Below are 26573 nucleotides of genomic sequence, written 5' to 3'. Positions count from 1 at the left end.
TCTCATTCAACTTGCAGCCCTTCTGCGGCGTATTCAATCATTGCCAAACAGGTCCCGGGTATAGACTTTATCGGCAACATCTTTTAGCTCATCGACCATGCGATTGGAAATAATCACATCAGAGATCTGTTTAAACTCAGCCAAGTCGCTTATCACCCGCGAGCGGAAAAACTCATTCTCCTCAAGTACCGGCTCATAAACCACCACTTCTATCCCTTTGGCTTTAATCCGCTTCATCACGCCTTGCACTGCAGAAGCGCGGAAGTTATCTGAGCCAGACTTCATTATCAGCCGATATACCCCAACCACTTTGGGCTTTCTGGCAATAATAGAGTCCGCAATAAAGTCCTTACGAGTTCTATTGGCATCCACTATGGCCGCAATCAGATTGTTGGGAACCTGGTTGTAATTGGCAAGCAGTTGCTTGGTATCTTTCGGTAAACAGTAGCCACCATAACCGAATGATGGGTTGTTATAGTGACTCCCAATCCTGAGGTCCAAACACACACCATCAATTATCTGGCGGGTATCCAGCCCATGGGTTTCAGCGTAAGTATCCAGCTCATTGAAATAAGCCACACGCATGGCCAAGTATGTGTTGGCAAAAAGCTTAATGGCTTCGGCTTCTGTGCTGCCGGTAAAAAGTACCGGAATATCGGGCTTTAGCGCGGCTTCAGCTAGCAGATGAGCAAAGCGCTCTGCCCGCTCAGAACGTTCGCCGACAATGATCCTCGAAGGATAGAGGTTATCGTATAAGGCTTTGCCTTCTCGCAAAAACTCAGGTGAGAATATGATATTGGCCGAGTTGTACTTCTCACGTAATGCTCTGGTGAAACCAACTGGCACAGTTGACTTAATTACAATGCAAGCAGAGGTATTAACGGCGACAATGTCCCGCGTCACCTCATCGACGGTGCTGGTATCGAAGTAGTTAGTCTTGGGGTCGTAATCCGTTGGTGTTGCAATGATGACATAATCTGCGCCACGATAGACTTCTTTGTCCGTTGTGGCAGTTAACTGCAACTTATTGCTCACCAAGTGTTGCTCAATAAGCTCATCGGCGATGGGCGAGCGCCCGGCATTGACCATTGCCACCCTCTTCGAGGAGACATCCAAAGCCCACACCTGGTTATGTTGTGCCAACAACACCGCATTTGACAAGCCCACATAACCCGTACCAACAACCACTATCTTCATTTTATTCCCCAATGGCTTATGCTGTACGCTAACTTAGCACAGGAGAAAAACGACCGATACAAGACAGAATTCATAAATCGAGTAAGGAGCAAAGATAGGCTGCATATTCATTGCTTCCCATAGATATCGCGTGTTGCCTGAGTTGTTCTGTGGATATCCAATGCTGTCGCAAAGCTATTTCCTCAAGACAAGCAATCTTTACTTGCTGCAATGTTTGAATACTCTGAACAAAACATGCAGCCTGGTGGAGCGACTCTACGGTACCGGTATCAAGCCAAGCAAACCCTCGACCCAAGCACTCAACATCCAGGACGTTTTCCATCAAGTAATGATTGATAAGGTCTACTATTTCGAGCTCGCCTCGCGCAGAAGGTTGCAAGCTCTTGGCAATGTCTGATGCTCTTCCATCTAAAAAATACAAACCTGTCTGCGCCCAATTAGATTTAGGCTTCAAAGGTTTTTCTTCAATCGATAGAGGCTTGCCAGAATCATCAAATGTAATGACCCCAAAGCGCTGAGGATTTTTCACTTGGCAAGCAAAAACAGTTGCGCCTTTATCTCGGGCACGTTTAGTCATTACATTATTTAACTGACCGGTGAACCCTTGGCCGTAAAAGATATTGTCGCCAAGGATTAGGCAACAAGGTTGCTGCTTCAAAAAATCATCGGCCAAAATCAGCGCTTGAGCAATCCCTTGGGGCTCATGCTGAACCAAGTACTCAAGTCTAATCCCATAAGCACTGCCATCACCAAGTAAACGCTCAAATGCGGTCCGATCCTGAGGAGTGGTTATGATGAGAACTTCACGAATACCCGCCAACATAAGAACCGATAAAGGATAATAAATCATCGGCTTATCAAATACGGGCAGTAGCTGCTTGGATATCCCACGAGTAGTAGGAAACAAACGGCTACCTGTACCGCCAGCTAATACAATGCCTTTCATGGCTACCTTTTTATCTGCTGAAACCGTTCCAGCACACTCGTTGCGGTCACAATATTACTGCCCACAACTTTTACGACGATTGACATACCAAGCAACTGTTTTACGTAGACCTGATTCAAAAGACTCATAAGGTTGCCAACCTAATTCAGTTTGAATCTTGTTAGCGTCTATAGCGTAGCGCATATCATGACCAGGCCTATCCGCAACATAACTAATCAACTGCTCATACTGCGTCAAACCTTTGGGCTTGTTAGGGGCAAACTCTTCCAAAAGAGTACAGATAGCCCTCACAACATCAATATTTCGCCTCTCACTCTGCCCCCCTATGTTATAGGTTTCACCTATACGTCCCTGAGTCAAAATACTAACAAGTGCTCGGACATGATCTTCAACATAAAGCCAATCTCTTACTTGCTCCCCTCTTCCATATATTGGCAAAGGATTACCTTCCAGCGCACAGGATATCATCCGTGGAATTAACTTTTCTGAGTGCTGATAAGGGCCATAGTTATTTGAACAATTGCTGATAACTACAGGTAAGCCGTAGGTTTTATACCACGCACGCACCAAATGATCACTGGAAGCTTTGGATGCAGAATATGGGCTACTTGGTGCATATCGATTGTTTTCAGTAAATGGTGAATCTAACAAATCTAGCTCACCATAGACTTCATCTGTGGAAACATGAAGAAAACGAAAGTTAGCCTTTTGAACACCACAAAGACCTTGCCAATAGCTACGAACAGCTTCTAATAAAGTGTAAGTGCCCACTATATTGGTTTGAATGAAAGCAGCAGAGCAGTCGATTGAACGGTCAACATGACTTTCCGCTGCTAGGTGGACAACTACATCTGGTTTATGTTTCTCAAATACTCTATCTAATTCCGCTCGATCACAAACGTCAATCAGCTCAAAAGCGTATCTTTTATCTTTCTCTACGCGAACAAGAGACTCGAGACTGCCTGCATAAGTTAACTTATCAACATTAATCACACTATCTTGAGTATTGTTGATAAGATGACGAATAACAGCCGAGCCAATAAATCCGGCTCCACCTGTGACTAAAACCTTCATTTTTCACTACCAATATTGATGAGTTTAGCTATGCTATATGACTATTTCTGAGTGGTATATTCCAAGAATATTTCATTACACTTCGCTGAATCTCACCTGCTGAAAACGAAAATGCCCACTGTAGTAAAAAGTGGGCATTCACTTGAAGTAAAAGTAAAGTCTATTGTGCTAGCAAATTCAATAGTTGCTGACGAAACTCTTTACCCAGCTTTTCATTACGCAGGCCATACTCAACAAAAGCCGTCATATAACCAAGTTTGTCGCCACAATCATGAGACTTACCTGTCATATTGAAGGCTTCGACGGTGTCTGATTCAATCAACATGTCGATTGCGTCTGTTAATTGGATCTCATCACCTGCACCTGCGGGGGTTTTAGCCAGCAAGTCCCAGATTTTTTCAGACAAAACGTAACGACCAACAACAGCTAAGTTTGATGGTGCTTCATCAACGGCAGGCTTCTCAACCATCGCCTTAATAATTGATGACTCTCCAGGTGCTATGTCTACCCCAGCACAATCAGCAATACCGTACTTGTTCACTTCATCTTGAGGTACTGGAGCCACCATAATTTGGCTAGCTTGAGCCACTTTATAGCGTTTGATCATCGCCGCCAGATTTTCTGAGCTTTGATCGGCACTATACTCATCCAAAATCACATCAGGTAACACAACCGCAAAAGGACTGTTGCCTATACAAGGTTTTGCGCAAAGCACCGCATGACCAAGCCCCTTAGCCTCACCCTGACGAACATGCATAATAGTCACGTCTTTAGGGCAAATTGATTGCACCTCATCTAGCAACTGACGCTTTACTCGCTTCTCAAGCGTCGACTCAAGCTCATATGAGGTGTCAAAATGGTTTTCGATCGCATTTTTACTGGCATGAGTCACCAGCACAATCTCTTTCACACCGGCTGCTACACATTCATTAACTATGTATTGAATAAGTGGTTTATCAACAAGCGGCAACATCTCTTTCGGGATAGCCTTAGTCGCAGGAAGCATACGGGTACCAAGACCCGCTACGGGAATAACAACTTTCATAAACAATCCGATAATATAAAACGCACAAAAAAAATCCTCATGAGAGGATTTTTCCCCAATAACTCAATAAGCTAAGCTTTACGAAGCCAGGTTAATATTTGCCAAATGTGTGCTAATGCCCAATTATAGGCCACAAAAATCGCGACAAAACCCAAAAACATGATCCATTCAGGCACATGCATCCATTCTCCGGAAATACCTAGTGCAGCTAGGGAAGCTGCGATTAAGTGGTTCGCAGCTCCCAATATGACACCCCAAACCGTCCTTTATCGACGTCCTGTGGCTCAATTTTCCAATTTTCAGCCCAAAATCGTCTCTTCGGGGCTGATTTTGGCCCTATTTCAGGCCAATTTCCTCATTTCAGGTAGATCTCGCCTGTGCCCGTATCAATTGGTCAACTCGAACCAGGTTCGCTAGGGTGAATAACATCGCCAGTTGACTGTCGTTTTTAGCCAGCCCCTTGTACCTGGCTTTGACGAAACCAAACTGACATTTTACTATCCGAAATGGATGCTCAACCTTCGCTCGGATACTCGCTTTCAGGTATTCGTAACGGATGGCCAGCTTGTTCTTGCGCGGGTGTTGCTTCAATGCATTCACTTTGCCGGGACGCTCGGCGATAAGCCAGTCTGCGCTGACATCGCTGAGCTCATCGCGCTTTTCGGCCCCCTGATAACCGGCATCGGCTGAGATAAATTCTTCATCGCCATGCAGTAACTTGCCAACCTGATTGAGGTCGTGCTCGTTAGCCGCCGTGGTCACCAGACTGTGGGTCAGGCCACTTTTGGCGTCCACGCCAATGTGCGCTTTCATGCCGAAGTACCACTGGTTACCTTTCTTGGTCTGGTGCATGTCTTCATCACGGCTGTTGTGTTTGTTTTTGGTAGAGCTGGGGGCTTGAATGATGGTGGCATCCACCAAGGTGCCCTGGGTCATTAGAACGCCACACTCTGCTAGCCAGTGATTAACGGTACTGAAGATTTTGCGGGCCAGTTCATGCTGCTCCAGCAAATGCCGGAAATTCATGATGGTAGTGCGGTCTGGAATGGCTTTATCCAGTGACAGGCGAGCAAATTGGCGCATGGAGGCGATTTCATAGAGGGCATCTTCCATGGCCTCATCGCTCAGGTTGTACCATTGCTGCATGCAGTGAATACGCAGCATGGTTTCCAGCGGATAGGGCCTGCGACCATTACCGGCCTTGGGATACACAGGCTCGATAACGCCAAGTAATTTGTCCCAGGGAAGCAAGTTATCCATTCTGCCAAGGAAGATTTCTTTGCGGGTCTGGCGGCGTTTACTGGAAAACTCACTGTCGGCAAAAGTCAGTTGCTGGCTCATCCGGTTACTCATTCAGGGTTCAGGTTACAACACGATGATCTCATATCTCGGACTTATTCGCACCTTCCCTAGGGAAGCTGCGATTAAGTGGTCCGCAGCTCCCGATATGACGCCCCAAACCGTCCTTTATCGACGTCCTGTGGCTCAATTTTCCAATTTTCAGCCCAAAATCGTCTCTTCGTGGCTGATTTTGGCCCTGTTTCAGGCCAATTTCCTCATTTCAGGTAGATCTCGCCTGTGCCCGTATCAATTGGTCAACTCGAACCAGGTTCGCCAGGGTGAATAACATCGCCAGTTGACTGTCATTTTTAGCCAGCCCCTTGTACCTGGCTTTGACGAAACCAAACTGACATTTTACTATCCGAAATGGATGCTCAACCTTCGCTCGGATACTCGCTTTCAGGTATTCGTAACGGATGGCCAGCTTGTTCTTGCGCGGGTGTTGCTTCAATGCATTCACTTTGCCGGGACGCTTGGCGATAAGCCAGTCTGCGCTGACATCGCTGAGCTCATCGCGCTTTTCGGCCCCCTGATAACCAGCATCGGCTGAGATAAATTCTTCATCGCCATGCAGTAACTTGCCAACCTGATTGAGGTCGTGCTCGTTAGCCGCCGTGGTCACCAGACTGTGGGTCAGGCCACTTTTGGCGTCCACGCCAATGTGCGCTTTCATGCCGAAGTACCACTGGTTACCTTTCTTGGTCTGGTGCATGTCTTCATCACGGCTATTGTGTTTGTTTTTGGTAGAGCTGGGGGCTTGAATGATGGTGGCATCCACCAAGGTGCCCTGGGTCATTAGAACGCCACACTCTGCTAGCCAGTGATTAACGGTACTGAAGATTTTGCGGGCCAGTTCATGCTGCTCCAGCAAATGCCGGAAATTCATGATGGTAGTGCGGTCTGGAATGGCTTTATCCAGTGACAGGCGAGCAAATTGGCGCATGGAGGCGATTTCATAGAGGGCATCTTCCATGGCCTCATCGCTCAGGTTGTACCATTGCTGCATGCAGTGAATACGCAGCATGGTTTCCAGCGGATAGGGCCTGCGACCATTACCGGCCTTGGGATACACAGGCTCGATAACGCCAAGTAATTTGTCCCAGGGAAGCAAGTCATCCATTCTGCCAAGGAAAACTTCTTTGCGGGTCTGGCGGCGTTTACTGGAAAAACTCACTGTCGGCAAAAGTCAGTTGCTGGCTCATCCGGTTACTCATTCTGGGTTCAGGTTACAACACGATGATCTCACATCTCGGACTTATTCGCACCTTCCCTAACTTCATCGCAAAATCAGGGGTAATTGGGAATTCTCCCACTTTGCCACGCACACCATCAGTACCAAAATACTTCCTAGACATACAAAATCCTTAAAAACAAAAAAGCCGAATACAATTTCGGCTTTTTAAATCGTTTTACGTAATTAGATATAAAAAAATCAATCACTACCAAACAAATCACGGGTATATACTTTATCAGCAACATCAGCGAGTTCATTAGCCATACGATTAGATACAATCACATCCGCTTTCGCTTTAAATTCTGCAAGATCAGTTATAACCCTAGAGTGGAAAAACTCAGGCTCATTTAAAACGGGTTCATAGATGACAACTTCAATCCCCTTTGCCTTAATACGCTTCATTATGCCTTGAATACTCGAAGCCCTAAAGTTATCGGAACCAGCCTTCATGATCAGTCGAAAAATGCCGACAACTTTAGGATTACGACTTAAAATAGAATCCGCGATAAAATCTTTACGAGTGGTGTTTGACTCAACAATCGCTCCAATAATACTGTTAGGTACATCGGCGTAGTTGGCTCTAAGTTGCTTAGTATCTTTAGGCAAGCAATAACCACCATAACCAAAGGAGGGATTATTGTAGTGATTACCAATACGAGGATCTAAACACACACCCTCAATTATTTGCCGAGTATCTAACCCATGGGTCTCAGCATAAGTATCAAGCTCATTAAAGTAAGCAACACGCATTGCAAGATAAGTGTTAGAGAATAACTTAACCGCTTCAGCTTCAGTCGAATCAGTAAATAACACTTGAATATCTTTTTTAACCGCACCCTGAACTAATAAATCTGCAAAGACCTTGGCGCGTTTACTGCGCTCACCGACAATAATTCGTGATGGATGCAAGTTATCATAAAGCGCTTTACCCTCACGCAAAAACTCAGGCGAAAATAGTATATTATCACAATTATATTTTTCTTTAATCTTGACAGTAAAACCGACTGGTACTGTAGATTTAATCACCATTACCGCATGGTGATTAATCGCTAACACATCTTGGATCACTGCCTCTACTGAGGATGTATTAAAGTAGTTCGTTTTTGGATCATAATCAGTCGGAGTTGCAATAATTACAAATTCAGCATTTTTATAAGCGAATACCTTATCAAGAGTCGCCGTAAAGTTAAGTGATTTATTAGCTAAAAAATCACTAATTTCGGAGTCAACAATTGGCGAACAACCATTATTTAAAAAATTAATTTTTTCTTCAGAAATATCAAATGCAATAACATTATTATTCTGTGCAAGTAACATTGCATTTGCCAAACCAACATATCCAGTACCAGCGATAGAAATATTCATTTACTCAACTCATCAAATAGTAAAAAAGAAATCTAGCTTTTTCCCTAAAACTAACTCTACAAAAAAATAATTTAAAAGCCTTACGGAAATTGAATTTAACAAGCAATGACAGAACCAAAGTGTAAAAAACAATATAACGACGAATTAAAATGGCCTGACGAATGCTCAATTGTTCACCTACACCATCATGTAAATAACCATTATAAGTTTTCAACTTACCGTTCATAAGTTTAAAATAACTATCTTTAGAACGCATTGACATATTATTGGACAAACCAACGCCAAGTCTATAGAAAACCAATTCATTACAAATATAAGAAATACGGCCTAACATCAATGCCCGTAAAGTTAATACCTTATCTTCACTTGGCAAACCTTGATATAAACTACCAAATGAATCAAAAACTCTTCTATGATAAGCAGCACTACATCCTAAAACACCAAGGTCACCTCTCAAAAATGAATCAACAGTCATTTCTCCATTTCTTTGGTGATACCTAAATCCACTCGACTCCTTAGCTAAAACATGACCTTCAGAGTTCATATCAAAGGTATTTGAATAAACGCAAAATGTATCTACATTATGATTAAAACACTCAAGCACAATTGACACACGATCTGAATGTGAAATATCATCCCCCCCCATTAAGAAAATGAAATCACCTTGAGCCAATCTAAAGCCGTTATTAAGATTATTAACAACACCAGAATTAACACTTGTTCTAGTGTATTTAAAATTATAAATAGATGCCATTTTACAAATTATGTCCCAAGTACCATCGACACTATGGTCATCAGCGACTATCACCTCAAATTTATAAAAAGTATTTTGATTTAAAGCAGATAAAATTGCCTTTTCTATAAAATCCTTTTGATTGTAAGACAGTATAATGAAACTTGCTACATAATTACCATTACTCATCATAAGCTACTTGACCACAAACAAATTATAAAATTAAGAAACCATTGACTTACATATTTTAGATTGATTTCTGACTAGATATAGTGTCTCGCTGCCTTAGCAGGCTAACTAAATAAATCGGCAACACACCAAAAATAAGAACGTACAAAATAAACTTCATACTAATGACTTGATAAAAAGAGCGAGATATAGGGATAATGGATGCTGTGTAAATAGCAAGAGGAAAATAAAGCAAATAATTTTTACAAAGTAAATAATCAAAAATAAGCAAAAAAAGTAAAAATACAAATGAAATAATAAATGGAGACAAGATTAGCCCAAACCAACCCATCGAATACCATGCTTCTCCCATGAAGTATGTATTCACATTTACAATATTTGAATTCCCAGCATAAAAATCCATAAATTTAATAACTAACTTATCAGCAGGTTTAAAGGCGTCATCACTAAGCCAAGAAAATACATCATAATAATTCACATTTAAATAGTCATAAATATAGTACATCCCCTGATTCTGCCCAATTAAAACACGATCGATAACAGACAGAAAAACATTAAAATTAAAACTCTCATCACTTGAAGATAAATAACTAATTAAAACCACTAAAAATGAAATTAATAAAGTAAAATAAAAAAAATACCTCACTTTATTATCAATCACAATGGTAACAAAAAATAAGCAAGAAACAATAATAATAACAGGGGCTTTTTGGGCATCAAAAACCAAATTAGAACAAGCCAGAACAAAGAATAACAAAAAATAAATCAAGTAAACTTTTTTATCAAAGATCTTATATAATATAAAAGTATATATTACAGAATAAAACCCTAGTATTTCTACTACTTTAGATAAATATTTAACATCTACTGAAACAACGCCTGTTTGAATTAAATATCTAGACTCAGCAGCCTTTAATGGGTCACCGGAAAGAAGAAAAAAAAGGGGTGATTTTGAATAAAAAAAATAATATTTATAAGAAATATAACAAAATATAAAAAACAAGATATAGCTCAACTGTTTAGTTGTTAAGACGCTTTTGCTTGCAAAAAAAAGTTCACGAACGCTACAATAGCGAGTGCAATTATTTTTTTTAGTTATTTCAAAGTAAAGAATAAAGAATAAAATAAGAACAAAAACAGAATAAGTGATTGCCAACATAAAAATAGCTATTGACTCGTAACTTACATCATTCAATCTAGGGAAAAAATCCTTCATAAAGAAGGCGATATAAATACCTAAATAAGTCAACAACAATAGCTGTAAAACAAAAAATGGTTGTGTGTATGAATACCAACCAGTAAATATTCTTAACTTTTTTCGATAACATCTATAAATTACAAGCGTGGAAAAAGTAAAAACAATACTCAAAAAAAGAAAAATCAAAGATATAGAATCAAACATAATTCAATCCACCATTGACTTTAATTTCTTAATTACTGCATTTGATGAAAACTCGGTATTGATGACGTCAACTATTTTTTCGTAAACATTTACATTTAGTGAATAAGTAGATAGATTAGAAAGTATAACTGATAATTCTTCGATTGATTTACTACGTGAAATAGATGGATCACTAAAGGCATAAGAATTAACAAAAGAAAAGTATTGAGACATTAACTCTTTTGGACCAAAATTACACTCAGAATAAACAATACTACACCCAGATAAAAGCCCTTCTAAAATAACCATTCCGAACCCCTCTGCGTAAGAAGGTACAACAAGGTAATCAGCGTTAAGCATGAATGACTTTACATTATTTACTTTACCAACGAAGTTAACCTGTTCAACTAAACCTTCATTACATACATATTGTTCATATACGGTACGCATTGGACCATCGCCAACAATAGTTAATGTAATATTTTTATTGCTAACACATCTTTTTAATGATTCAAGTAATACATCACATCCCTTAACTGGAGTTAATCTTCCAACGAATAATAAAGATACACTGTTGTTTGAGGGAAAACACAACCTAGCATTCTTTTGTCTAATTGTTATGACATCCTCATATTGGAGCGTATCAATAAAATTATATAAAATCGATATATTTCTTATTTTATACAAAGATTTCAGTTCATTTGCGATCCCATTAGATACAGTAATAACTTTTAAGTTTAGAATAGAACTAATTTTATACAACAGATATATAATGCATTGTTTCGTATATGTTCTATTCCCAAACCCTGACCTAGGTGCAGTATGAACGGTTAAATATAAGTTTCTCACTCCAGTTAACACATGTGAAATTAGATTAAAAAAATTAGCTCTCTCCATATAGCTAATGAATACGCCATTATGCTTATTCCGATAGCAAAATTTCAAATATTTAAAAAAACCAGAGAACCCAATAAATTTATTCAATACTATTCCAGGATGCAGTGAGTATTCAACTTTATTAGTAAAGACCAGTAATTGGACTTCCTCACCAGAGGCTTTCATCTCATTGCAAGTCTTCACACAAACAGATTCAGCTCCACCAATTGTTAATGTCGGTATAATAAAAAAATATGTCATTCTCGATAGCTCGATAAATTAAATTTAGTTAGAGAACTTTCTAACATTTTTCAAAACAAAAAAAAGATAAACTAAATAACTTAAAAGATACGCATAACTAGCTCCAACTATACCGAGCTTTGAAACAAAAAAAAACGTGGTTATAACAAAAGAAATTGAAAAAAATATTTCTGACATAATATACCATTTTGTCGCACCACGGGATAACATAGGATATGCATACAACCAACTAACTATTTTTATTACATCACCAGATAACTGAATAGCAAATAAGTCTCGCGCAGCTCTAAATTCTTCGGTAAATAATATTGTAATAGCTACATCACGTAGTAAATATACAGTTAAAGACATTAATATCACACTAGGTATAATGACTTTAGCTGTATGATTTATCTCTTTAATGATAGCATCGATACCAACTAACGATGCTAATCGAGGCAAATAGTAGGTCCCTAACGCCATAGTTATCACCCCTAAATACACTTCAGAGATTTTATATACCGCTTGCCATTGCCCAGTTGCTTCCCACCCCACTTGTTCAATTAAAATATTGCGCACTAAAATAAGTGAAATTGGTAAAGTTAAAGCAGAGGTAATCGCCATTAACATATAACCACCAATTGATTTACGCGCGCTTGCGTCAGTATTCCCCCACCAGTAACGTAATTTAAACCAAGGTTGCCTTAGGTTAGCAACTAACATCACCAAACCTATTAACGCAGATTGAATCGCAGCGGCTAAAAGAGCACCTCGTATATTGTAAAAAGTAATCATGGCTAACATCACACCACCAGATATTAGCGCGGATAGCATACCTAACCCAACATAACGACGGTATAACTGCTGACCATTAATCACTGAATTACACAAGGTGCCAAGTGCTGATAATGGTAACACGCATACTGTCGACATAACGATCCAAGCAAGTTTTGTATCCTGAAATAGCCATAAAGCAATATGGTCAGCTAATAGCAAGCCAGTTGGGATTGCGATTGAAGAAATAACAAGTACCCATTGTAGCGAAGCACGCCACCATGGCGTACAAGCCGTAAACCCTTGTTCCTTATTTTCAGCAGTGTACCGGACAATACCACTCCCCACTGGTGCATTAATAATTCCGTTTAAACTGCCCACCATACTTTGCACTTGACCAAGCATGGCCAAACCTGTAGGACCAGTATAAATAGCCACCACTTTAGCGATGACAAAACCCATCGCCATTTTTAGCAGGGTTAGTAGCCCTGTCATGGCGGTGACTTTGAGTAATCGTTTCATGCAACAAACTCATTCATCGCTGAAATGACTTTAGCTATGTTTTCATCGTTCATGGTTGGGTCAAGCGGAATAGAAAGTACTTGCTGATGAATTAACTCAGTTAGTGGCAACTGCAAATCAGAATAATGACTATAGGCATGCTGTTTATGGGGGGGAATTGGATAATGAATTAGCGTTTGAATGCCATTCTTAGCTAAATATGCTTGCAGCGCTTCACGCTGCTCACAACGGATGACAAATAAATGCCAAACATGTGCGAGTTCTTCATTCACTTGCGGCAGTGTAATTAGCGAGTTGCAGATATGAGCACGGTAAGTTTGAGCAATATGCTGACGACGAGAGGTTTCGGCCTCTAAATGGCGCAACTTAACTCGTAACATTGCTGCTTGAATTTCATCAAGACGGCTATTAACCCCTTGATACAGGTTTTCATACTTTTTATGCGAACCATAATTCCTTAAGGCTTTAAGAGTTTGCGCTAACTCATCATCATTTGTGGTTATTGCACCTGCATCACCGAGTGCCCCCAAATTTTTACCGGGATAAAAGCTAAATCCTGCAGCATCTCCCCAGTTCCCAGCCCGTTTACCTTTAATTTCAGCTCCATGAGATTGCGCACAATCTTCCAACACTAGTAGGTTATGTGCATTGGCAATTGCCATAATTTCTGGCATCGGCGACAGCTGCCCATAAAGATGGACAGGTAAAATCGCCTTAGTCTTGGGAGTAATGGCCGCGGCTAGTGTTTCGGGGTCAAGATTAAAGCTACCTGGGTTTGGCTCTACCAATACCGGCACCAGATCATTTTCGGTGATTGCCAACACGGAAGCGATATAGGTATTTGCCTGGACAATCACCTCATCACCAGCTCGTAATTTACCAAGTTCCTTCCACGCACGGAGGGTTAGGATTAACGCATCAAGCCCATTGGCGACCCCAATAGCATGCTTAGTACCGCAGTAAACTGCAAACTCTTTTTCAAACTCGATCAGCTCATTACCCATGATATACCAGCCTGAATCAATGACTCGCGCACAGGCATCTTTTAAATCTTGCTGGTATTGGTTGTTAATAGATTTTAAATCAAGGAAGTTGATCATATTACTGCTCTATATATTTAATAATTTTGGCTGGATTACCGACTACCACAGCATAAGCGGGTACATCTTTAGTCACCACAGCACCCGCACCAACCATGGCATGCTTGCCAATAGTTATGCCGGGTAACAAAGTGGCATTGGCACCAATAGAGGCATGGTCTTCGATTGTTATTCTAGAAAATGTATCAGGGTAAACTTTAGAACGGGGCATTTTATCATTGGTAAAGGTCGCGCAAGGGCCTATAAAGACATTATTACCAATGTTTGTACCATCCCAAATATATACGCCTGATTTAACTGTTACGTTATCTCCCAGCACTACATCATTTTCAATCAGGGTATGGGCACAAATATTACAATCGCGACCAATTATGGCCTCTTTTAGCACAACAGCGAACTGCCAAACTCGAGTGCCATCGCCTATTTTTCTGCTCTGTACATCACTTAACGGATGAATAAACATTTAATAAACAGCCTCAATAAATCTTTGATAATCTCTTATATAATCTGACTCATCATATATATCACTTGCCAATACCATCAAAATACAATCATCCGAAAAATCATGCATTTCTCGCCATAAGCAAGAATCAATTAGCAACCCTTTTGTAGGAGTATCAAGAATAGCTTCTTCACGGGTTAATCCATTATCCAAAATGAACTTACAACACCCATTTATTGCAATTGCTACCTGCTTGAGAGTCTTGTGCGCATGTAAGCCTCTCACAGTATCAGCTTTAGTAGCATAAATACAATAAACACGTTTTATATCAAATGGGATATTCCCATTTTCTTCAAATGAAACTAAATCACCTCTTTCATCACCAAGGTTTTTAAACTCAATAAATTTAATTAAGCTCACTTCCTCTCCTTTATGCCAGCAATGAACTAAGATATTGCCCATAGCTATTTTTGGACATTTCACTTGCAACCTTTTGAACTTGCTCATCAGTAAGCCAACTATTTCGCCAAGCTATTTCTTCTAAACAAGCAATTTTGTAACCCTGCCTTTTTTCGATCGTTTCAACAAATGAGGCTGCTTCTAATAGGCTTTCGTAAGTACCAGTATCTAACCAAGCAAATCCACGTCCAAGCTGCTCTACATTTAATTCACCCATTTCGAGAAATGCTTGATTGATACTAGTGATTTCTAACTCCCCTCGCTCGGAAGGTTTTACATTTTTGGCAATATCAATTACTCGATTGTCATAAAAATATAACCCAGTTACCGCGAAATTAGATTTTGGGGTAATAGGTTTCTCTTCTATGCTAATGGCCTTCTGATTTCGATCGAACTCCACCACACCAAAACGCTCAGGATCTTTGACTTGATAACCAAAAACCGTAGCACCTACTTGGCGCTCTGCTGCCCGCTTTAAAATTGGCGAAAAACCTTGTCCCCAAAAAATGTTATCCCCAAGAGCTAAACACACGCTATGGTTACCAATAAACTCTTCACCAATAATAAACGCTTGTGCTAAACCATCCGGGCTTGCTTGAACTGCATATTGCAGATTAATACCAAAGTCGCTACCGTTTCCAAGAAGGCATTGAAATGATGATTGGTCCTCTGGCGTCGTAATAATTAAAATATCCCGAATTCCCGCAAGCATAAGTACAGAAATTGGATAGTAAATCATTGGTTTATCGTAAACAGGCAATAACTGCTTTGATACCCCCTTAGTAATAGGGTACAAACGAGTGCCAGAACCACCTGCGAGGATAATTCCTTTCATATTAAAATTAGTTCCTAAATCGGCCTTAGGTTTAAAGAAAAATCTGAGCTTTAAACAACATAATAAAAGAGATTAAATGCCTAAGCGCTCACGTTGATAGCTGCCATCTTGAACATGCTGGCACCATTCTTGGTTAGTAAGATACCACTCGACGGTTTTACGAAGGCCTGTCTCAAAGGTTTCTTGAGGTTGCCAATTAAGCTCACGGCTTATTTTAGATGCATCAATGGCATAGCGGCGATCATGACCTGGTCTATCAGTAACGTAGGTAATTTGATCTGCATAAGCCGTGGCTTTAGGCACTAACGTATCTAAAATACTGCAAATAGTTTGTACCACTTCAAGATTCTGTTTCTCGTTGTGGCCACCAATATTGTAAGTTTCGCCAATTTTTCCCTCAGTGGCCACTATATATAAGGCACGAGCATGATCTTCAACATATAACCAATCGCGGATCTGCTCTCCTTTACCGTAAATAGGTAATGGCTTACCTTCAAGTGCATTGAGAATTACCAGAGGGATTAACTTTTCAGGGAAGTGAAACGGACCATAGTTGTTGGAACAATTAGTCACAATCGTTGGTAGACCATAGGTTCGCAGCCAAGCGCGCACTAGATGGTCGCTGGAAGCTTTGGAGGCAGAATATGGGCTGCTTGGTGCGTAAGGCGTGGTCTCGGTAAATAAAGGCAACTCCTGATTTACTGCTTGGCAAGCTTGCTCATCAGGATGTGGCAAATCACCATATACTTCATCGGTTGAAATATGGTGGAAACGGAAAGCCGATTTGCGCTCAGCAGCAAGTTGCATCCAGTAATGGCGTGCGGCTTCTAGTAACGTGTACGTACCAACGATATTGGTCTGAATAAAATCAGCAGGTCCAGTGATTGAACGGTCAACATGCGACTCAGCAGCAAGATGCATTACGGCATCAGGTTGGTGCAGTGCAAATACTCGATCTAGCTCTACTCGATCACAAATATCTACTTTTTCGAATGTGTAGCGCGGATTATTAGCAACCCTAGTAAGTGACTCTAAGTTGCCCGCGTAGGTAAGTTTGTCTAGATTAATCACACTGTCATCAGTGTTTTCAATGATATGGCGTACGACTGCAGAACCAATAAAACCTGCACCACCAGTTACTAAAATTTTCATTCAATTACTCTTTCATATTTTACTTTTTAAAAAGCCTTTATAGGCATACAAAATAAAACATTTAATAGTTTTAAAAAAGCTTAAACCAACTACTTCTCGATAAAAAGCCCACTGCCACTTTAATATTTTTAATTTATTTTGTGTCATACCTGTATCTACGCGATATTTAGCTAACACATCTTCGATGCCAAATGCTTTATCAATATCATTTAAAATATTAAGCCACAGCCCCATATCTTGCCTTTTACGAATTAATGGCATATAGCGTTTACCTAACACTTTAGCGTTATATATCGCAGTTAAACAACCTATAACATTGCCTGTCAATAATTCCTGATAATTAACAGTATTAGGTGGGATGACTACTCCACCATCTCCGTTAGCACTAAACTTTTGATACGCACTATATGATAGTAAAGCGTTATTTTTCTCCATAAATTCTATCTGAATAGACAATTTACTCGATAACCAAAGATCGTCAGAATCTAAAAAAGCAATATAATCACCCGTCGAATTTATAATACTATTGTTGCGTGAAGCACCTGCGCCAGAGTTATTCTCTAATTCAAATATTTTTATTCTTTTATCTTTTTCACAATATCTACGTACGATGTCTCTAGTATCATCGACAGATACATCATCAGTAATTAGCAACTCCCAATTTTGATAGGTTTGAGCAAGAACTGACTCTATACTTGCACTAATAGTTTTAGCGGAGTTATAGCTTGGCATAATAATCGAAACAAGTGGTTGATACTCCATTTATCGCCCCATACCGAACAAAACAACTTTAACAGTTTTCAGCAGAATTTTAATATCTAATAAGGTGCTATGGTGCTTAATATAATAAATGTCATACTTATGTTTCCAAACTGCATCTTCAACTGAAGCACCATAGGGGTAACTCACTTGCGCTAACCCAGTAACCCCAGGTTTAACCGCATGACGGAAACGATAATAGGGAATTTCTTTTTCGAGTTTGGCGATAAATACTTCGCGTTCTGGCCTCGGTCCAACAATCGACATTTCGCCTTTTAAAATATTAATTATTTGAGGTAATTCATCAATGCGGGTTTTGCGGATAAAATTACCCACTTTTGTTACGCGAGTATCATTTTGAGTTGCCCATTGCGCGCCTGACTTTTCTGCATCACTACGCATTGAACGGAATTTAATGACTTCAAATTCATCATTATATTGTCCTGTGCGACGCTGTTTATAAAATACAGGACCAGGGCTTTCTAATTTTATCGCCAAAGCGGTAATAAGCCCTACTGGAATTGCCACGGTACAAAGCAAAAATGCTGCTAATAAATCAATAACTCGTTTTGCTAACTGGGTACGTTTGGTTGATAAAATCGAGAATGCTTTTTGATGTAAAAAATAACCGCTATGAAGTAAACGAACCTCAGTATAACCTAGCCGTTCATCTAGATAACTTACTAACGGCTCCACCCAAGCACCCAACTCAGTTGCTTTAACCAAAAATTGCCGTTGCTCTTTGGATAAACGAGCACTTTCAAAGTGACAAATAACTTTACAGCTTAAATCAGTAATGCTGTAGTCATTAACGATCATATCGAATGAGTAATCATCAATAATCTCACCTATCTCCAACTCCCTATCTTTAGGGCAATAGACATAAATTACCTCCTGAGTGAGTACCTGTCGTTTTGACTTAAAACGTTTAGTTACCGTTTTAATTGGTTGAAACTCATCGGCTTCTACTATTTCATTGACTCGTAAATTCATACAAAGACCTAATTTGTTAACCATTAGGATGGCCTATGGCATGCAGAGCACCGCTACATGACTTTAAAATTAAATGCAGAAACTCTACGTTTATATTCTATACACTCTGTTTACGAGCAAAGTGCCTTATTAAAACAAACATAACACCTAACATGCCGCCAAGCATTGTGCCTAGTACGCATATTAATGCACGTTTAGGTTTAGCCTTTTCTTCGGGTGCTAAGGCGGGGTCGATGGTCTTAAACACATATTCATCACGCACCTCGGCAAACATAATGGTTTTAGCTTGTTCTTCCACTAACTTATAAAGAATCGCTTTAATATCGGCGACATTGGTGAGTTCAATCTGCTTATTTAAAAACTGCGTACTGCGCTCTTCCTTCTGTACATCCCAGTGTTTCATCACCCGATTGATGTCCTCCACCTGCTAGGTTAACCACTGTTACTGCTTGGTGGGAGTTCTAATTCGAAATCTCCACTTTTTCCATCTCAGCCTTCCAACCAATGCTGAGACACATTTCATCCATTTTGAGACAGTAGCTCTTATTTCTAAGTAAGCGCCATCCCTTGTAAAACCTAGGTTTTACTGTTTTTCAGCTGTTTTTCTGAAAACAGTCCCAATAGGCCCATAATTTCTTTTTTTAACTTTCTTTTCTAACAAAATGTCTGATAAGGACGATCATTATCGCTAACATACCGCCTAACATGGTACCTAGCACACAAATTAATGCACGCTTTGGCTTAGCCTTTTCTTCGGGGACAAAGGCTGGGTCGATTGTTTTAAACACATATTCATCCCGCACCTCGGCAAACATGATAGTTTTAGCCTGTTCTTCTACCAGTTTGTATAGAATGGTTCGAATGTCGGCGACATTAGTGAGTTCAATCTGTTTATTTAAAAAATCCGTGCTTCGGTTAGCCTCTGCAACATCCCGCTCTTTCATGGTTAGGTTGATGTCTGCAACTAACCAATCTACCCATTGCTTGGCAACAAAAGGAGATTTATGCTCTATCGTGATTTTAACCATCCCTGTATCTTTATCTTTATTAACAGAAAAAATTTCTAAAAACTCTTTATGAGCCTCCTGTAAAGAAGGTTTGGGCTGAAATGGCGGCTTTACGTCACGTACCCAAGTCTTGCTATCTTGCTCATAAATATCCCGGTCAAATGAAAAACTATTGTCAGCCATGTGCCACTTATCGACCGCCATTAGCTCAGGCAGTATTTGGTGTTTTTCAATAAAATCACCAATAAATTGCCTTGATTTGAGTACTTCAATCGCCAGTTGCGTCTTATCAGTGCCACCGTTGCCGCCTAAGTTGATCCCCGCCATACTGGCAAGGCCACCAAACTGGGAAGCAAGTCCCGCAAGCCCTCCTGCGCCCTGCTCTTCCGACGCCGGGGCCAATAATGCCTCCGATTTATAGATATTCGGTAGCATTAGCGCGATAACCACAGAAGCAACGGCAAATACCAGAGTGACACCGGCAATTAACCATTTCCCTTGCCAGATTACTGAAAAGAGCTCACGGAGATCTATTTCGTCATCTCTCATCGTATTCACAGCGAACTGTGCATCCGGATGCTGTTGAGGAGTAATTTGTGAAGTCATATTTATGTCTATTTTTTATACTGCATTGATTTTGTTCTAGAGCCTGAAACCATGGCTCTAGAACAAGTTTGTTATTAAGAATTACAACCCAGAGATTGTCGCAACAGCCACAGCCGTGTTGTAAATGATCTGGGTGACTTGACTCCAGAGCGTCAAGTTATCCTTATACTCTGTGTCCAGCGGAACTATGATGGTATCTCCTGGCTGCAGATTATCTTCACTGCTAAACCACATGGAACGTTTGGGCATCATCACAGAACCATCTGCTTTAATCACATAAGTTCTGTCTTCATCTGCACGCTTACGGGCTCCGCCGGACATATTCAGATACTGGTCTAACGTGAGACCTTCCTTATACCTGTGGGTCGATGCATGTTGAACTTCTCCCATAACAGCTATGGTCTGTTTGGTTGAAGGCACGTAGAGGATATCTTGATCTTCGAGCTGAAGGTCGGCTTGGGTAATGCCCACGGAGATAGCAGGTAAGTCAACAACCAGTCGGCCAACAGCTTTAATGCCTTCAAGATCTTTAAGCATCAACTGAGCATCTGCATAGTTGACCACATTGCCATCTTTGGAAACGCCTCGAGTGGCAATATCACGCCGAAGTTGATCGGCCAGTTTTTTAATTTCCATCTGCTCTTGTTTGCGAACAGACTCACGCACAAACACGGCAGATGGAAGATAGGCGTATTCGGTAAAGCCGCCAGCTCGTTGAATAACATCCTGCAGTGTTTCGCCGCGGCGGATGTTGTATACGCCAGGGAACTTCACTTCACCGCGTATTTCAACAGTTTGATGTTCCTGCCAATCAGGCGTAGTCATCACTGTCAAAATATCCCGCCCTTCAAGAGCCAAATCAGCTGCTTTGTTACCTTGTAGAGCCGAAGTCAGATCTACAGTCTTATGCACTATTGATGAACCAGTAGCATCTGTAATGGTGCGGGTTAACTCAGCTCTTGCTGTGTAGGCACCTTCCTTTAGGCCGCCAGCGGCTTCAATCAAAGAACTGACTGAAGCATTGACACTTAAAGGATACATACCTTCGTGGCGTACCTGGCCACTGACAGCGACTATTTTAACGCTGCTGCCTGCGCGAGCCTGGGCGTTAAGTTTGCTGATAACCGGATACAAAAGCTCGCTGCGGTTCATCATATAGCTGTACTTGACCAGATCTCTATCATCAAAAAGATTGGTAAGCATCTTGCTCACTTCTGCGGTAACAGCTTCCTGTTCAGCTTTCTGCGCTTCATCCAGCTCATAACTCGAACCATCGTTGACAACTATGCCAGCAAGTTCAGTACGCTTGTTAAGGCGCTTGTTTTGCAAATCGTTAAAACCCGCCTTGAACAGATCTGAACCCAGTAACGAATCGCCGGTAAGGGAAGTGACCTTAGCAACTCTTTCTTTAACCAGCTTGTTCAGCTCATATCTGTTGATGCTGTCATCGCTAAAGTTAAATATGATCAACTTATCTCTTGGCTGTAGTGCCAGGTTCTCACCGGCGTCCTGATGCACTATTGCTTTGCCAGGTGCGAATTGATAGACCTCAATATTGCCATAATCATCTACTTCACGAAGCAGGATGGCGTAATCTAGATCTGCTGAAATTTGTAAATCGGACCAAATAGACTTGAGGATGTCATTGACTTTTAAGCCTTCATGCCATTGATATTTCCCTGGCCGAACCACAGCACCAACCAAGGTAATTGCATTATCATATTGGCCCGAGGTGCCTTTAACTCGAATAACATCACCGGCCTTGGCAAGCGTTTTTTGCCCTTTAGCAGACGTCAAATCAATCGTGAGCAGCGACTTAAGCCCCTGGTCATTGTAACGCTCAACCACACTGCCTTTAGGATAAGAACCCGGTTTAGCCCCGGCAGCCATATTAACGACATCACCAAGGGTTTCTCCCCCTTTGAGCTCATAAATTGCCGGACGGCGAACTTCACCGGCCACGCTGACCAGGCCACCTACTGGAGGAATGAAAACCACATCACCAGATTGCAGACGCATATCGCCGGAGGCATCGCCGCGCATCAATAAATCATAAAGGTCAAGAGTACCAATCAGCTTACCACCACGCTTGAGTTGCACTTTACGTAATGAACCAATTTCGTTGACGCCGCCGGAGACAAACAGCGCCTGTGTCATGGTTGACAGACTGGATACAGTATAAGAGCCTGGTTTATAGGCATCACCGGCCACAAAGATACGGATAGAACGCAACTCTCCCATGGTGATATTGGACTCAATGCCTATCATCTGATGCTTGATGCGCTTTTGCAGCGTGTCTTTGGTTTCCGCAAAGCTCAAACCCGCCACACTAATTGGGCCAAGCTCAGGGAATTGCACTGTACCATCACGGTTAACAGTAAGAGTAAACTCCCGATTATCTTTACCGAAGAGTTGTACATTCAGAGTGTCTCCAGGCCCCATAAGGTATTCACTGGGAACAGGTACATCTGAAACGGGAGCAAAAGTGCTAGGCTCACCTTCAAACAGGGAATAGCCAAATCGTTCTAGCTCTGCCTTGTCTGCCGCAGCGGTAAAATCCAAGCTGTGCTTATCTTGACCGCGGCGATTATTCAGCTCTCGCCCTTGGCCATTTTGATATTGCCAATTTTCTTGATCATTACCTTGAAAATTCTGCTGTCCTCTGGGGTAAACCAACTGTGGGTTTTCCAGTTTCTGACTGCCGCTGTTACTGCTACCTCTAAGCATGGCGGGGTCAATACCATACTGTTTGGCTAACCTTTCCTGCTCAGCACGAGGCAAATTTTTGAATTGTTCAATCATCTGAGGAGATGGCGTAATTGCCTGAGCTTGCGAGCCAAGCAAAGCCAGTGCTCCTATACTCGCTATGATGAGTTTTTTGGTTTTCTGTAACACCAGTTGTCTCCGTAATGGTGAGTAACACTAAAAATCAAATGAACCTTGCTACAACAATAAAAACCGGTTCGGGTGTAGTAGCTCCCCCAAACAGGCCTTCATCTCAGGTCAATGTTCCCCAAAAGTGGATTCTGTATATCAAGCATTGGTAATTAGATAGGACCTGTTGCCATCTGGAGAGTATGGAAATTGTCCATATTGATAGCTTTCAGGCACACAACCGTTCCGCGTAGCGCCCAGACGGCTTCGGCGTTCACTAAGAATATGAAACTATTCATATTCTTGTCTTTCAGACACGCTACCGATCCGCGTGGCGCCCAGAGGGCTTCGGCGTTCACTAAGAATATGAAATTATTCATATTCTTGTCTTTCAGACACGCTACCGATCCGCGTGGCGCCCAGAGGGCTTCGGCGTTCACTAAGAATATGAAATTATTCATATTCTTGTCTTTCAGACACGCTACCGATCCGCGTGGCGCCCAGAGGGCTTCGGCGTTCACTAAGAATATGAAATTATTCATATTCTTGTCTTTCAGACACGCTACCGATCCGCGTGGCGCCCAGAGGGCTTCGGCGTTCACTAAGAATATGAAATTATTCATATTCTTGTCTTTCAGACACGCTACCGCCCATGGATTTCGGCCTCCAAACTGCCCTTTGCAATGCAAAAATTTATATTTTTTAGTAAGTTAGGAATGCCATTTAAATAAAATAACATTCCTACCCTGTACCGGCTCTTACTTTAACCGGGGATTATACCCCACACCAAGGTGTGACACAGATCGAAAAACGCTCAACTCTCAGAGCATTGATTATTTATTCAATTTGTATTCTAAAACAGCGATGGCTTGCGCAACCAGAATCCATAACAAATTGATTTCCATACAAAACGAAATACGGTTTCAAGATTAACAAACGTTGGATTTGTGTAACAATGGCAAATGTCTCACATACCAGATGGCTGATTACGCACATACGGCTCTGATTGCACTTTGTTCAACGGTGATGCTCTTATGCTGGCCAAGGAAGGTGAATAATACCTTGCAGCGGGTATCACCACACTTCTCTGCAAAAATTCCGTCAAAGTCTGCGAATGGCCCTTCGGTGAACTGTATTTTATCACCAGACTGCAGGGGCTTTTCTGTGATCAAAGGCGTAGCCAATTCACGTTGTTTAAGCTGAATGATCAGTTGTTCATCTATTGGCAGTAGTTTCTCGCGGCAGTTGACTAAATCAGCAACACCACGAGTAGATCTGAGCTGACGAACACTGGTCTGCTCAGGATCAAACTTGATGAATATATAGTTGGGGAACAGAGGTTGCTTACGAACGACAGTCTTGTTTTTCTCTTTTTTTTCGCTCCGCACCATCGGCAAATAAGTCTCCAGCTCTTGGAGCGTTAGATTCTGTTGTGCCCTCACTTCGCTGCGAGGTTTACAGTACAAAAGGTACCAGGCCTTCATGGTGTTCTCACTACTTGGTTTCTGTCGGGTGACGTCCTATCACAGCGGGCAATCATATCAGACATGAGTTTGCGATTGAAAGCGAATTTCAGACCACGCCTTCACCCCACTTTAGTCTAATTGAAATTGCGAACTATTCCAGCACAACTCCGACCACTACCAGCCTAACAATTGTTCACAAAGCAGCCGCCTCGGGGGGCTAAAATTGACTTTGTTGCTGAATCCAGAGTATATAGGGTGGGCTTTGTTGCTTTTGATGAACAAATTACAATACAGAAAACCAAAGCCTCAATCACAGCGCATTAAAAGATATGCCCATAACACTTTACAAAACAGTGTGATGTTAACGGCAATACAGCTGGGATAAAAACAATCGCTTTCTGTGTCGACTTTTGTCACACGGCCAATTAACAATTTAAGGTGGAAGACTTCATGAGCTTAGCAAAACCCAAGGGGACGATGCTCGGGCATCCCAAGGGATTGTTCCTGCTGTTTACAACAGAGCTTTGGGAACGATTCAGTTATTATGCGATGCGAGCCATTCTGGTTCTGTATCTGGTTGATCAGGCCAACTCTCAAGGTGGTGGACTGGGTTGGACTCAGGCCGATGCACTCTCACTCTATGGTACCTTTACTGCGTTGGTTTACCTTACGCCTCTCATCGGCGGCTGGCTCGCGGACAACTACCTCGGACAACGTAAAGCGATTTATATTGGTGGTGCGCTGATGGCTATAGGCCAGTTTACCCTGGCAACGCCTCACAGCATGACTCCCGGCCTTGAAACCATGGTGTTTTACATAGGTCTTGGCACTCTCATCATAGGTAACGGTCTGTTTAAGCCTAACATTTCAACTATGGTGGGCGATCTGTATGAAGAAGGTGATCATCGTCGCGATGGCGCCTTTACTATCTTCTACATGGGTATCAACTTAGGTGCGGCGCTTTCTGGTTTTGTCGTTGCCTGGGCCTATACCAACTTTGGCCATAAAGAAGTCATCGATGGTGTTGAAACTACCATCAACAACTGGCAAGCAGGTTTCATGTGTGCCGGTATCGGTATGGTATTGTCGCTGATTATTCAATTCCTGTTTGCCCAAAAGTTATTGGGCGACATAGGTACAGTACCTTCTGCCAAGCTTGAACGTGAAAAAGACTTGGCCCGCGGTCAGGTACGTAAAGAACCACTAACTAAAGTCGAACGTGACCGCATTAAAGTGATCATGGTGATGGGTCTGTTTACCATCATCTTCTGGGCGGGTTTTGAACAGGCCGGTGGCTTGATGAACCTATTCACCAATGAGTTTACCGACCGCTTTATCGGTGCCTGGGAAGTGCCGACAACCTACTTCCAGTCGCTGAACGCCATTTTCATCGTGGTTTTTGCCCCGGTTGTTGCTTCTATCTGGATCCGCCTGGGTGATAAAGAGCCTAACTCACCGGTGAAATTTGCCCTTGGTCTGGTTCTGTTGGCTATCGGCTTCCTGTTTATGATTGGTGCCGTACTGGAAATGGGTGGCGACGCCTCAGCCAAGTCCAGCATGTGGTGGCTGGTTGGTGCCTACTTCTTCCACACCATGGGTGAGCTTTGCCTATCCCCTATAGGCCTGTCTATGGTAACCAAACTCGCTCCCCTGCGAATTGTATCTCTGATGATGGGAGCATGGTTCCTGTTTATCGCCATGGCCAACAAGATAGCCGGTGTAGTCGGTTCCTTTATCGGCCACGGCGGCGAGAAAGAAGAACAACTGGCCAACGCCATGTCTATCTTCTCCGGCATTGCCATCACCGCTGCTATTTCCGGTGTGATCCTTTATTTCATGGCTGACAAGCTGGTTGACTGGATGCACGGCGCTGAAAGCAAAATCCATGATCATTCTGAAGAAGAAGCTCTGGAGCAGGAAATGGCTGTAACCGGCGAGCACGAAGCCATTAAACGCTAATTCT

At 41.8% G+C, this 26573-nt stretch carries 23 protein-coding genes and 2 pseudogenes; 1 reads left to right on the top strand and 24 read right to left on the bottom strand.

Annotation, left to right across the window (positions count from 1 at the left end):
- Positions 1-33: 33 nt before the first annotated feature.
- The 24 genes and pseudogenes from ACWAU4_RS07940 to rfaH all read right to left on the bottom strand — a co-directional run bounded on the left by ACWAU4_RS07940 (position 34) and on the right by rfaH (position 24628).
- Positions 34-1197: a nucleotide sugar dehydrogenase gene (locus tag ACWAU4_RS07940; protein WP_454290531.1), complete on the bottom strand. Its 1164-nt coding sequence runs from the start codon at positions 1195-1197 to the stop codon at positions 34-36.
- Between the two features lie 70 nt (positions 1198-1267).
- Positions 1268-2143 carry a glucose-1-phosphate thymidylyltransferase RfbA gene (gene rfbA, locus ACWAU4_RS07935; protein ID WP_454290530.1) on the bottom strand — a complete coding sequence of 292 codons (876 nt, stop codon included), beginning with the start codon at positions 2141-2143 and terminating at the stop codon, positions 1268-1270.
- A gap of 54 nt (positions 2144-2197) precedes the next feature.
- On the bottom strand, positions 2198-3217 hold the full coding sequence (gene rfbB / locus ACWAU4_RS07930; RefSeq protein ID WP_454290529.1) for a dTDP-glucose 4,6-dehydratase: 1020 nt from the start codon (positions 3215-3217) through the stop codon (positions 2198-2200).
- Positions 3218-3377: 160 nt separating this feature from the next.
- A complete protein-coding gene (galU, locus tag ACWAU4_RS07925; protein ID WP_107111483.1) occupies positions 3378-4262 on the bottom strand; it encodes a UTP--glucose-1-phosphate uridylyltransferase GalU in 885 nt (294 codons plus the stop codon).
- A 360-nt stretch (positions 4263-4622) separates the two neighbouring features.
- On the bottom strand, positions 4623-5603 hold the full coding sequence (locus ACWAU4_RS07920) for an IS5-like element ISEc68 family transposase (protein ID WP_101095774.1): 981 nt from the start codon (positions 5601-5603) through the stop codon (positions 4623-4625).
- Between the two features lie 220 nt (positions 5604-5823).
- A protein-coding gene (locus ACWAU4_RS07915) for an IS5-like element ISEc68 family transposase (RefSeq protein ID WP_454290528.1) occupies positions 5824-6805 on the bottom strand; the annotation gives its coding sequence in 2 pieces (ribosomal slippage) (positions 5824-6765 and positions 6767-6805; 981 coding nt in all).
- Between the two features lie 66 nt (positions 6806-6871).
- Positions 6872-6958 (bottom strand): annotated as a pseudogene (locus tag ACWAU4_RS07910) (hypothetical protein); the annotation flags it as partial.
- Between the two features lie 77 nt (positions 6959-7035).
- Positions 7036-8202 (bottom strand): nucleotide sugar dehydrogenase, encoded by a 1167-nt coding sequence (locus ACWAU4_RS07905; RefSeq protein WP_345851791.1) that lies wholly within the window; start codon positions 8200-8202, stop codon positions 7036-7038.
- 4 nt (positions 8203-8206) lie between these two features.
- Positions 8207-9127 (bottom strand): glycosyltransferase family 2 protein, encoded by a 921-nt coding sequence (locus tag ACWAU4_RS07900; protein WP_345851789.1) that lies wholly within the window; start codon positions 9125-9127, stop codon positions 8207-8209.
- Positions 9128-9182: 55 nt separating this feature from the next.
- A complete protein-coding gene (locus ACWAU4_RS07895; protein ID WP_345851787.1) occupies positions 9183-10526 on the bottom strand; it encodes a hypothetical protein in 1344 nt (447 codons plus the stop codon).
- 3 nt (positions 10527-10529) lie between these two features.
- Positions 10530-11642 carry a glycosyltransferase gene (locus ACWAU4_RS07890; RefSeq protein ID WP_345851785.1) on the bottom strand — a complete coding sequence of 371 codons (1113 nt, stop codon included), beginning with the start codon at positions 11640-11642 and terminating at the stop codon, positions 10530-10532.
- Positions 11643-11666: 24 nt separating this feature from the next.
- Complete coding sequence (locus ACWAU4_RS07885; RefSeq protein WP_345851783.1) at positions 11667-12917, bottom strand: O-antigen translocase; 1251 nt, start codon at positions 12915-12917, stop codon at positions 11667-11669.
- Positions 12914-14017 (bottom strand): DegT/DnrJ/EryC1/StrS family aminotransferase, encoded by a 1104-nt coding sequence (locus tag ACWAU4_RS07880; protein WP_345851782.1) that lies wholly within the window; start codon positions 14015-14017, stop codon positions 12914-12916. The genes ACWAU4_RS07885 and ACWAU4_RS07880 overlap by 4 nt, the downstream gene beginning before the upstream one ends.
- 1 nt (position 14018) lies before the next feature.
- Positions 14019-14480, bottom strand: a complete 462-nt coding sequence (locus ACWAU4_RS07875) for an acyltransferase (RefSeq protein WP_345851780.1) — start codon at positions 14478-14480, stop codon at positions 14019-14021.
- On the bottom strand, positions 14481-14879 hold the full coding sequence (locus tag ACWAU4_RS07870; RefSeq protein ID WP_345851778.1) for a sugar 3,4-ketoisomerase: 399 nt from the start codon (positions 14877-14879) through the stop codon (positions 14481-14483). It lies immediately after the preceding gene.
- A gap of 10 nt (positions 14880-14889) precedes the next feature.
- Complete coding sequence (gene rfbA / locus ACWAU4_RS07865) at positions 14890-15753, bottom strand: glucose-1-phosphate thymidylyltransferase RfbA (RefSeq protein WP_345851776.1); 864 nt, start codon at positions 15751-15753, stop codon at positions 14890-14892.
- A 72-nt stretch (positions 15754-15825) separates the two neighbouring features.
- Complete coding sequence (gene rfbB / locus ACWAU4_RS07860; RefSeq protein WP_345851773.1) at positions 15826-16905, bottom strand: dTDP-glucose 4,6-dehydratase; 1080 nt, start codon at positions 16903-16905, stop codon at positions 15826-15828.
- Positions 16906-16917: 12 nt separating this feature from the next.
- Positions 16918-17667 carry a glycosyltransferase family 2 protein gene (locus ACWAU4_RS07855; protein WP_345851771.1) on the bottom strand — a complete coding sequence of 250 codons (750 nt, stop codon included), beginning with the start codon at positions 17665-17667 and terminating at the stop codon, positions 16918-16920.
- Positions 17668-18657, bottom strand: coding sequence for an exopolysaccharide biosynthesis polyprenyl glycosylphosphotransferase (locus tag ACWAU4_RS07850; protein ID WP_220777721.1), 990 nt, complete (start codon positions 18655-18657; stop codon positions 17668-17670).
- A 97-nt stretch (positions 18658-18754) separates the two neighbouring features.
- Positions 18755-19081 (bottom strand): annotated as a pseudogene (locus ACWAU4_RS07845) (GNVR domain-containing protein); the annotation flags it as partial.
- A gap of 217 nt (positions 19082-19298) precedes the next feature.
- A complete protein-coding gene (locus ACWAU4_RS07840) occupies positions 19299-20270 on the bottom strand; it encodes a Wzz/FepE/Etk N-terminal domain-containing protein (protein WP_454290527.1) in 972 nt (323 codons plus the stop codon).
- Between the two features lie 81 nt (positions 20271-20351).
- Entirely contained in the window at positions 20352-23165 is a 2814-nt protein-coding gene (locus ACWAU4_RS07835) for an SLBB domain-containing protein (RefSeq protein ID WP_208149198.1), read from the bottom strand.
- A 152-nt stretch (positions 23166-23317) separates the two neighbouring features.
- Complete coding sequence (locus ACWAU4_RS07830; RefSeq protein WP_454290526.1) at positions 23318-23767, bottom strand: hypothetical protein; 450 nt, start codon at positions 23765-23767, stop codon at positions 23318-23320.
- Positions 23768-24130: 363 nt separating this feature from the next.
- Positions 24131-24628, bottom strand: coding sequence for a transcription/translation regulatory transformer protein RfaH (rfaH, locus tag ACWAU4_RS07825; protein ID WP_025011089.1), 498 nt, complete (start codon positions 24626-24628; stop codon positions 24131-24133).
- Between the two features lie 432 nt (positions 24629-25060).
- Here rfaH and ACWAU4_RS07820 point away from each other — a divergent pair, with 432 nt between their 5' ends.
- On the top strand, positions 25061-26569 hold the full coding sequence (locus tag ACWAU4_RS07820) for a peptide MFS transporter (protein ID WP_025011088.1): 1509 nt from the start codon (positions 25061-25063) through the stop codon (positions 26567-26569).
- The last annotated feature ends 4 nt before the right edge of the window (positions 26570-26573 follow it).

This window comes from Shewanella sp. FeAMO (assembly GCF_053653955.1).
Note: the sequence above shows the minus strand (reverse complement) of the source record. Positions and strands in the feature narration are given on the sequence as shown.

Bases quoted from the DNA above. Each gene is read 5' to 3' on its own strand.
- ACWAU4_RS07940 (WP_454290531.1), bottom strand. From the start codon at position 1,197: ATGAAGATAGTGGTTGTTGGTACGGGTTATGTGGGCTTGTCAAATGCG.
- rfbA (WP_454290530.1), bottom strand. From the start codon at position 2,143: ATGAAAGGCATTGTATTAGCTGGCGGTACAGGTAGCCGTTTGTTTCCT.
- rfbB (WP_454290529.1), bottom strand. From the start codon at position 3,217: ATGAAGGTTTTAGTCACAGGTGGAGCCGGATTTATTGGCTCGGCTGTT.
- galU (WP_107111483.1), bottom strand. From the start codon at position 4,262: ATGAAAGTTGTTATTCCCGTAGCGGGTCTTGGTACCCGTATGCTTCCT.
- ACWAU4_RS07920 (WP_101095774.1), bottom strand. From the start codon at position 5,603: ATGAGCCAGCAACTGACTTTTGCCGACAGTGAGTTTTCCAGTAAACGC.
- ACWAU4_RS07905 (WP_345851791.1), bottom strand. From the start codon at position 8,202: ATGAATATTTCTATCGCTGGTACTGGATATGTTGGTTTGGCAAATGCA.
- ACWAU4_RS07900 (WP_345851789.1), bottom strand. From the start codon at position 9,127: ATGATGAGTAATGGTAATTATGTAGCAAGTTTCATTATACTGTCTTAC.
- ACWAU4_RS07895 (WP_345851787.1), bottom strand. From the start codon at position 10,526: ATGTTTGATTCTATATCTTTGATTTTTCTTTTTTTGAGTATTGTTTTT.
- ACWAU4_RS07890 (WP_345851785.1), bottom strand. From the start codon at position 11,642: ATGACATATTTTTTTATTATACCGACATTAACAATTGGTGGAGCTGAA.
- ACWAU4_RS07885 (WP_345851783.1), bottom strand. From the start codon at position 12,917: ATGAAACGATTACTCAAAGTCACCGCCATGACAGGGCTACTAACCCTG.
- ACWAU4_RS07880 (WP_345851782.1), bottom strand. From the start codon at position 14,017: ATGATCAACTTCCTTGATTTAAAATCTATTAACAACCAATACCAGCAA.
- ACWAU4_RS07875 (WP_345851780.1), bottom strand. From the start codon at position 14,480: ATGTTTATTCATCCGTTAAGTGATGTACAGAGCAGAAAAATAGGCGAT.
- rfbA (WP_345851776.1), bottom strand. From the start codon at position 15,753: ATGAAAGGAATTATCCTCGCAGGTGGTTCTGGCACTCGTTTGTACCCT.
- rfbB (WP_345851773.1), bottom strand. From the start codon at position 16,905: ATGAAAATTTTAGTAACTGGTGGTGCAGGTTTTATTGGTTCTGCAGTC.
- ACWAU4_RS07855 (WP_345851771.1), bottom strand. From the start codon at position 17,667: ATGGAGTATCAACCACTTGTTTCGATTATTATGCCAAGCTATAACTCC.
- ACWAU4_RS07850 (WP_220777721.1), bottom strand. From the start codon at position 18,657: ATGAATTTACGAGTCAATGAAATAGTAGAAGCCGATGAGTTTCAACCA.
- ACWAU4_RS07840 (WP_454290527.1), bottom strand. From the start codon at position 20,270: ATGACTTCACAAATTACTCCTCAACAGCATCCGGATGCACAGTTCGCT.
- ACWAU4_RS07830 (WP_454290526.1), bottom strand. From the start codon at position 23,767: ATGAATAATTTCATATTCTTAGTGAACGCCGAAGCCCTCTGGGCGCCA.
- rfaH (WP_025011089.1), bottom strand. From the start codon at position 24,628: ATGAAGGCCTGGTACCTTTTGTACTGTAAACCTCGCAGCGAAGTGAGG.
- ACWAU4_RS07820 (WP_025011088.1), top strand. From the start codon at position 25,061: ATGAGCTTAGCAAAACCCAAGGGGACGATGCTCGGGCATCCCAAGGGA.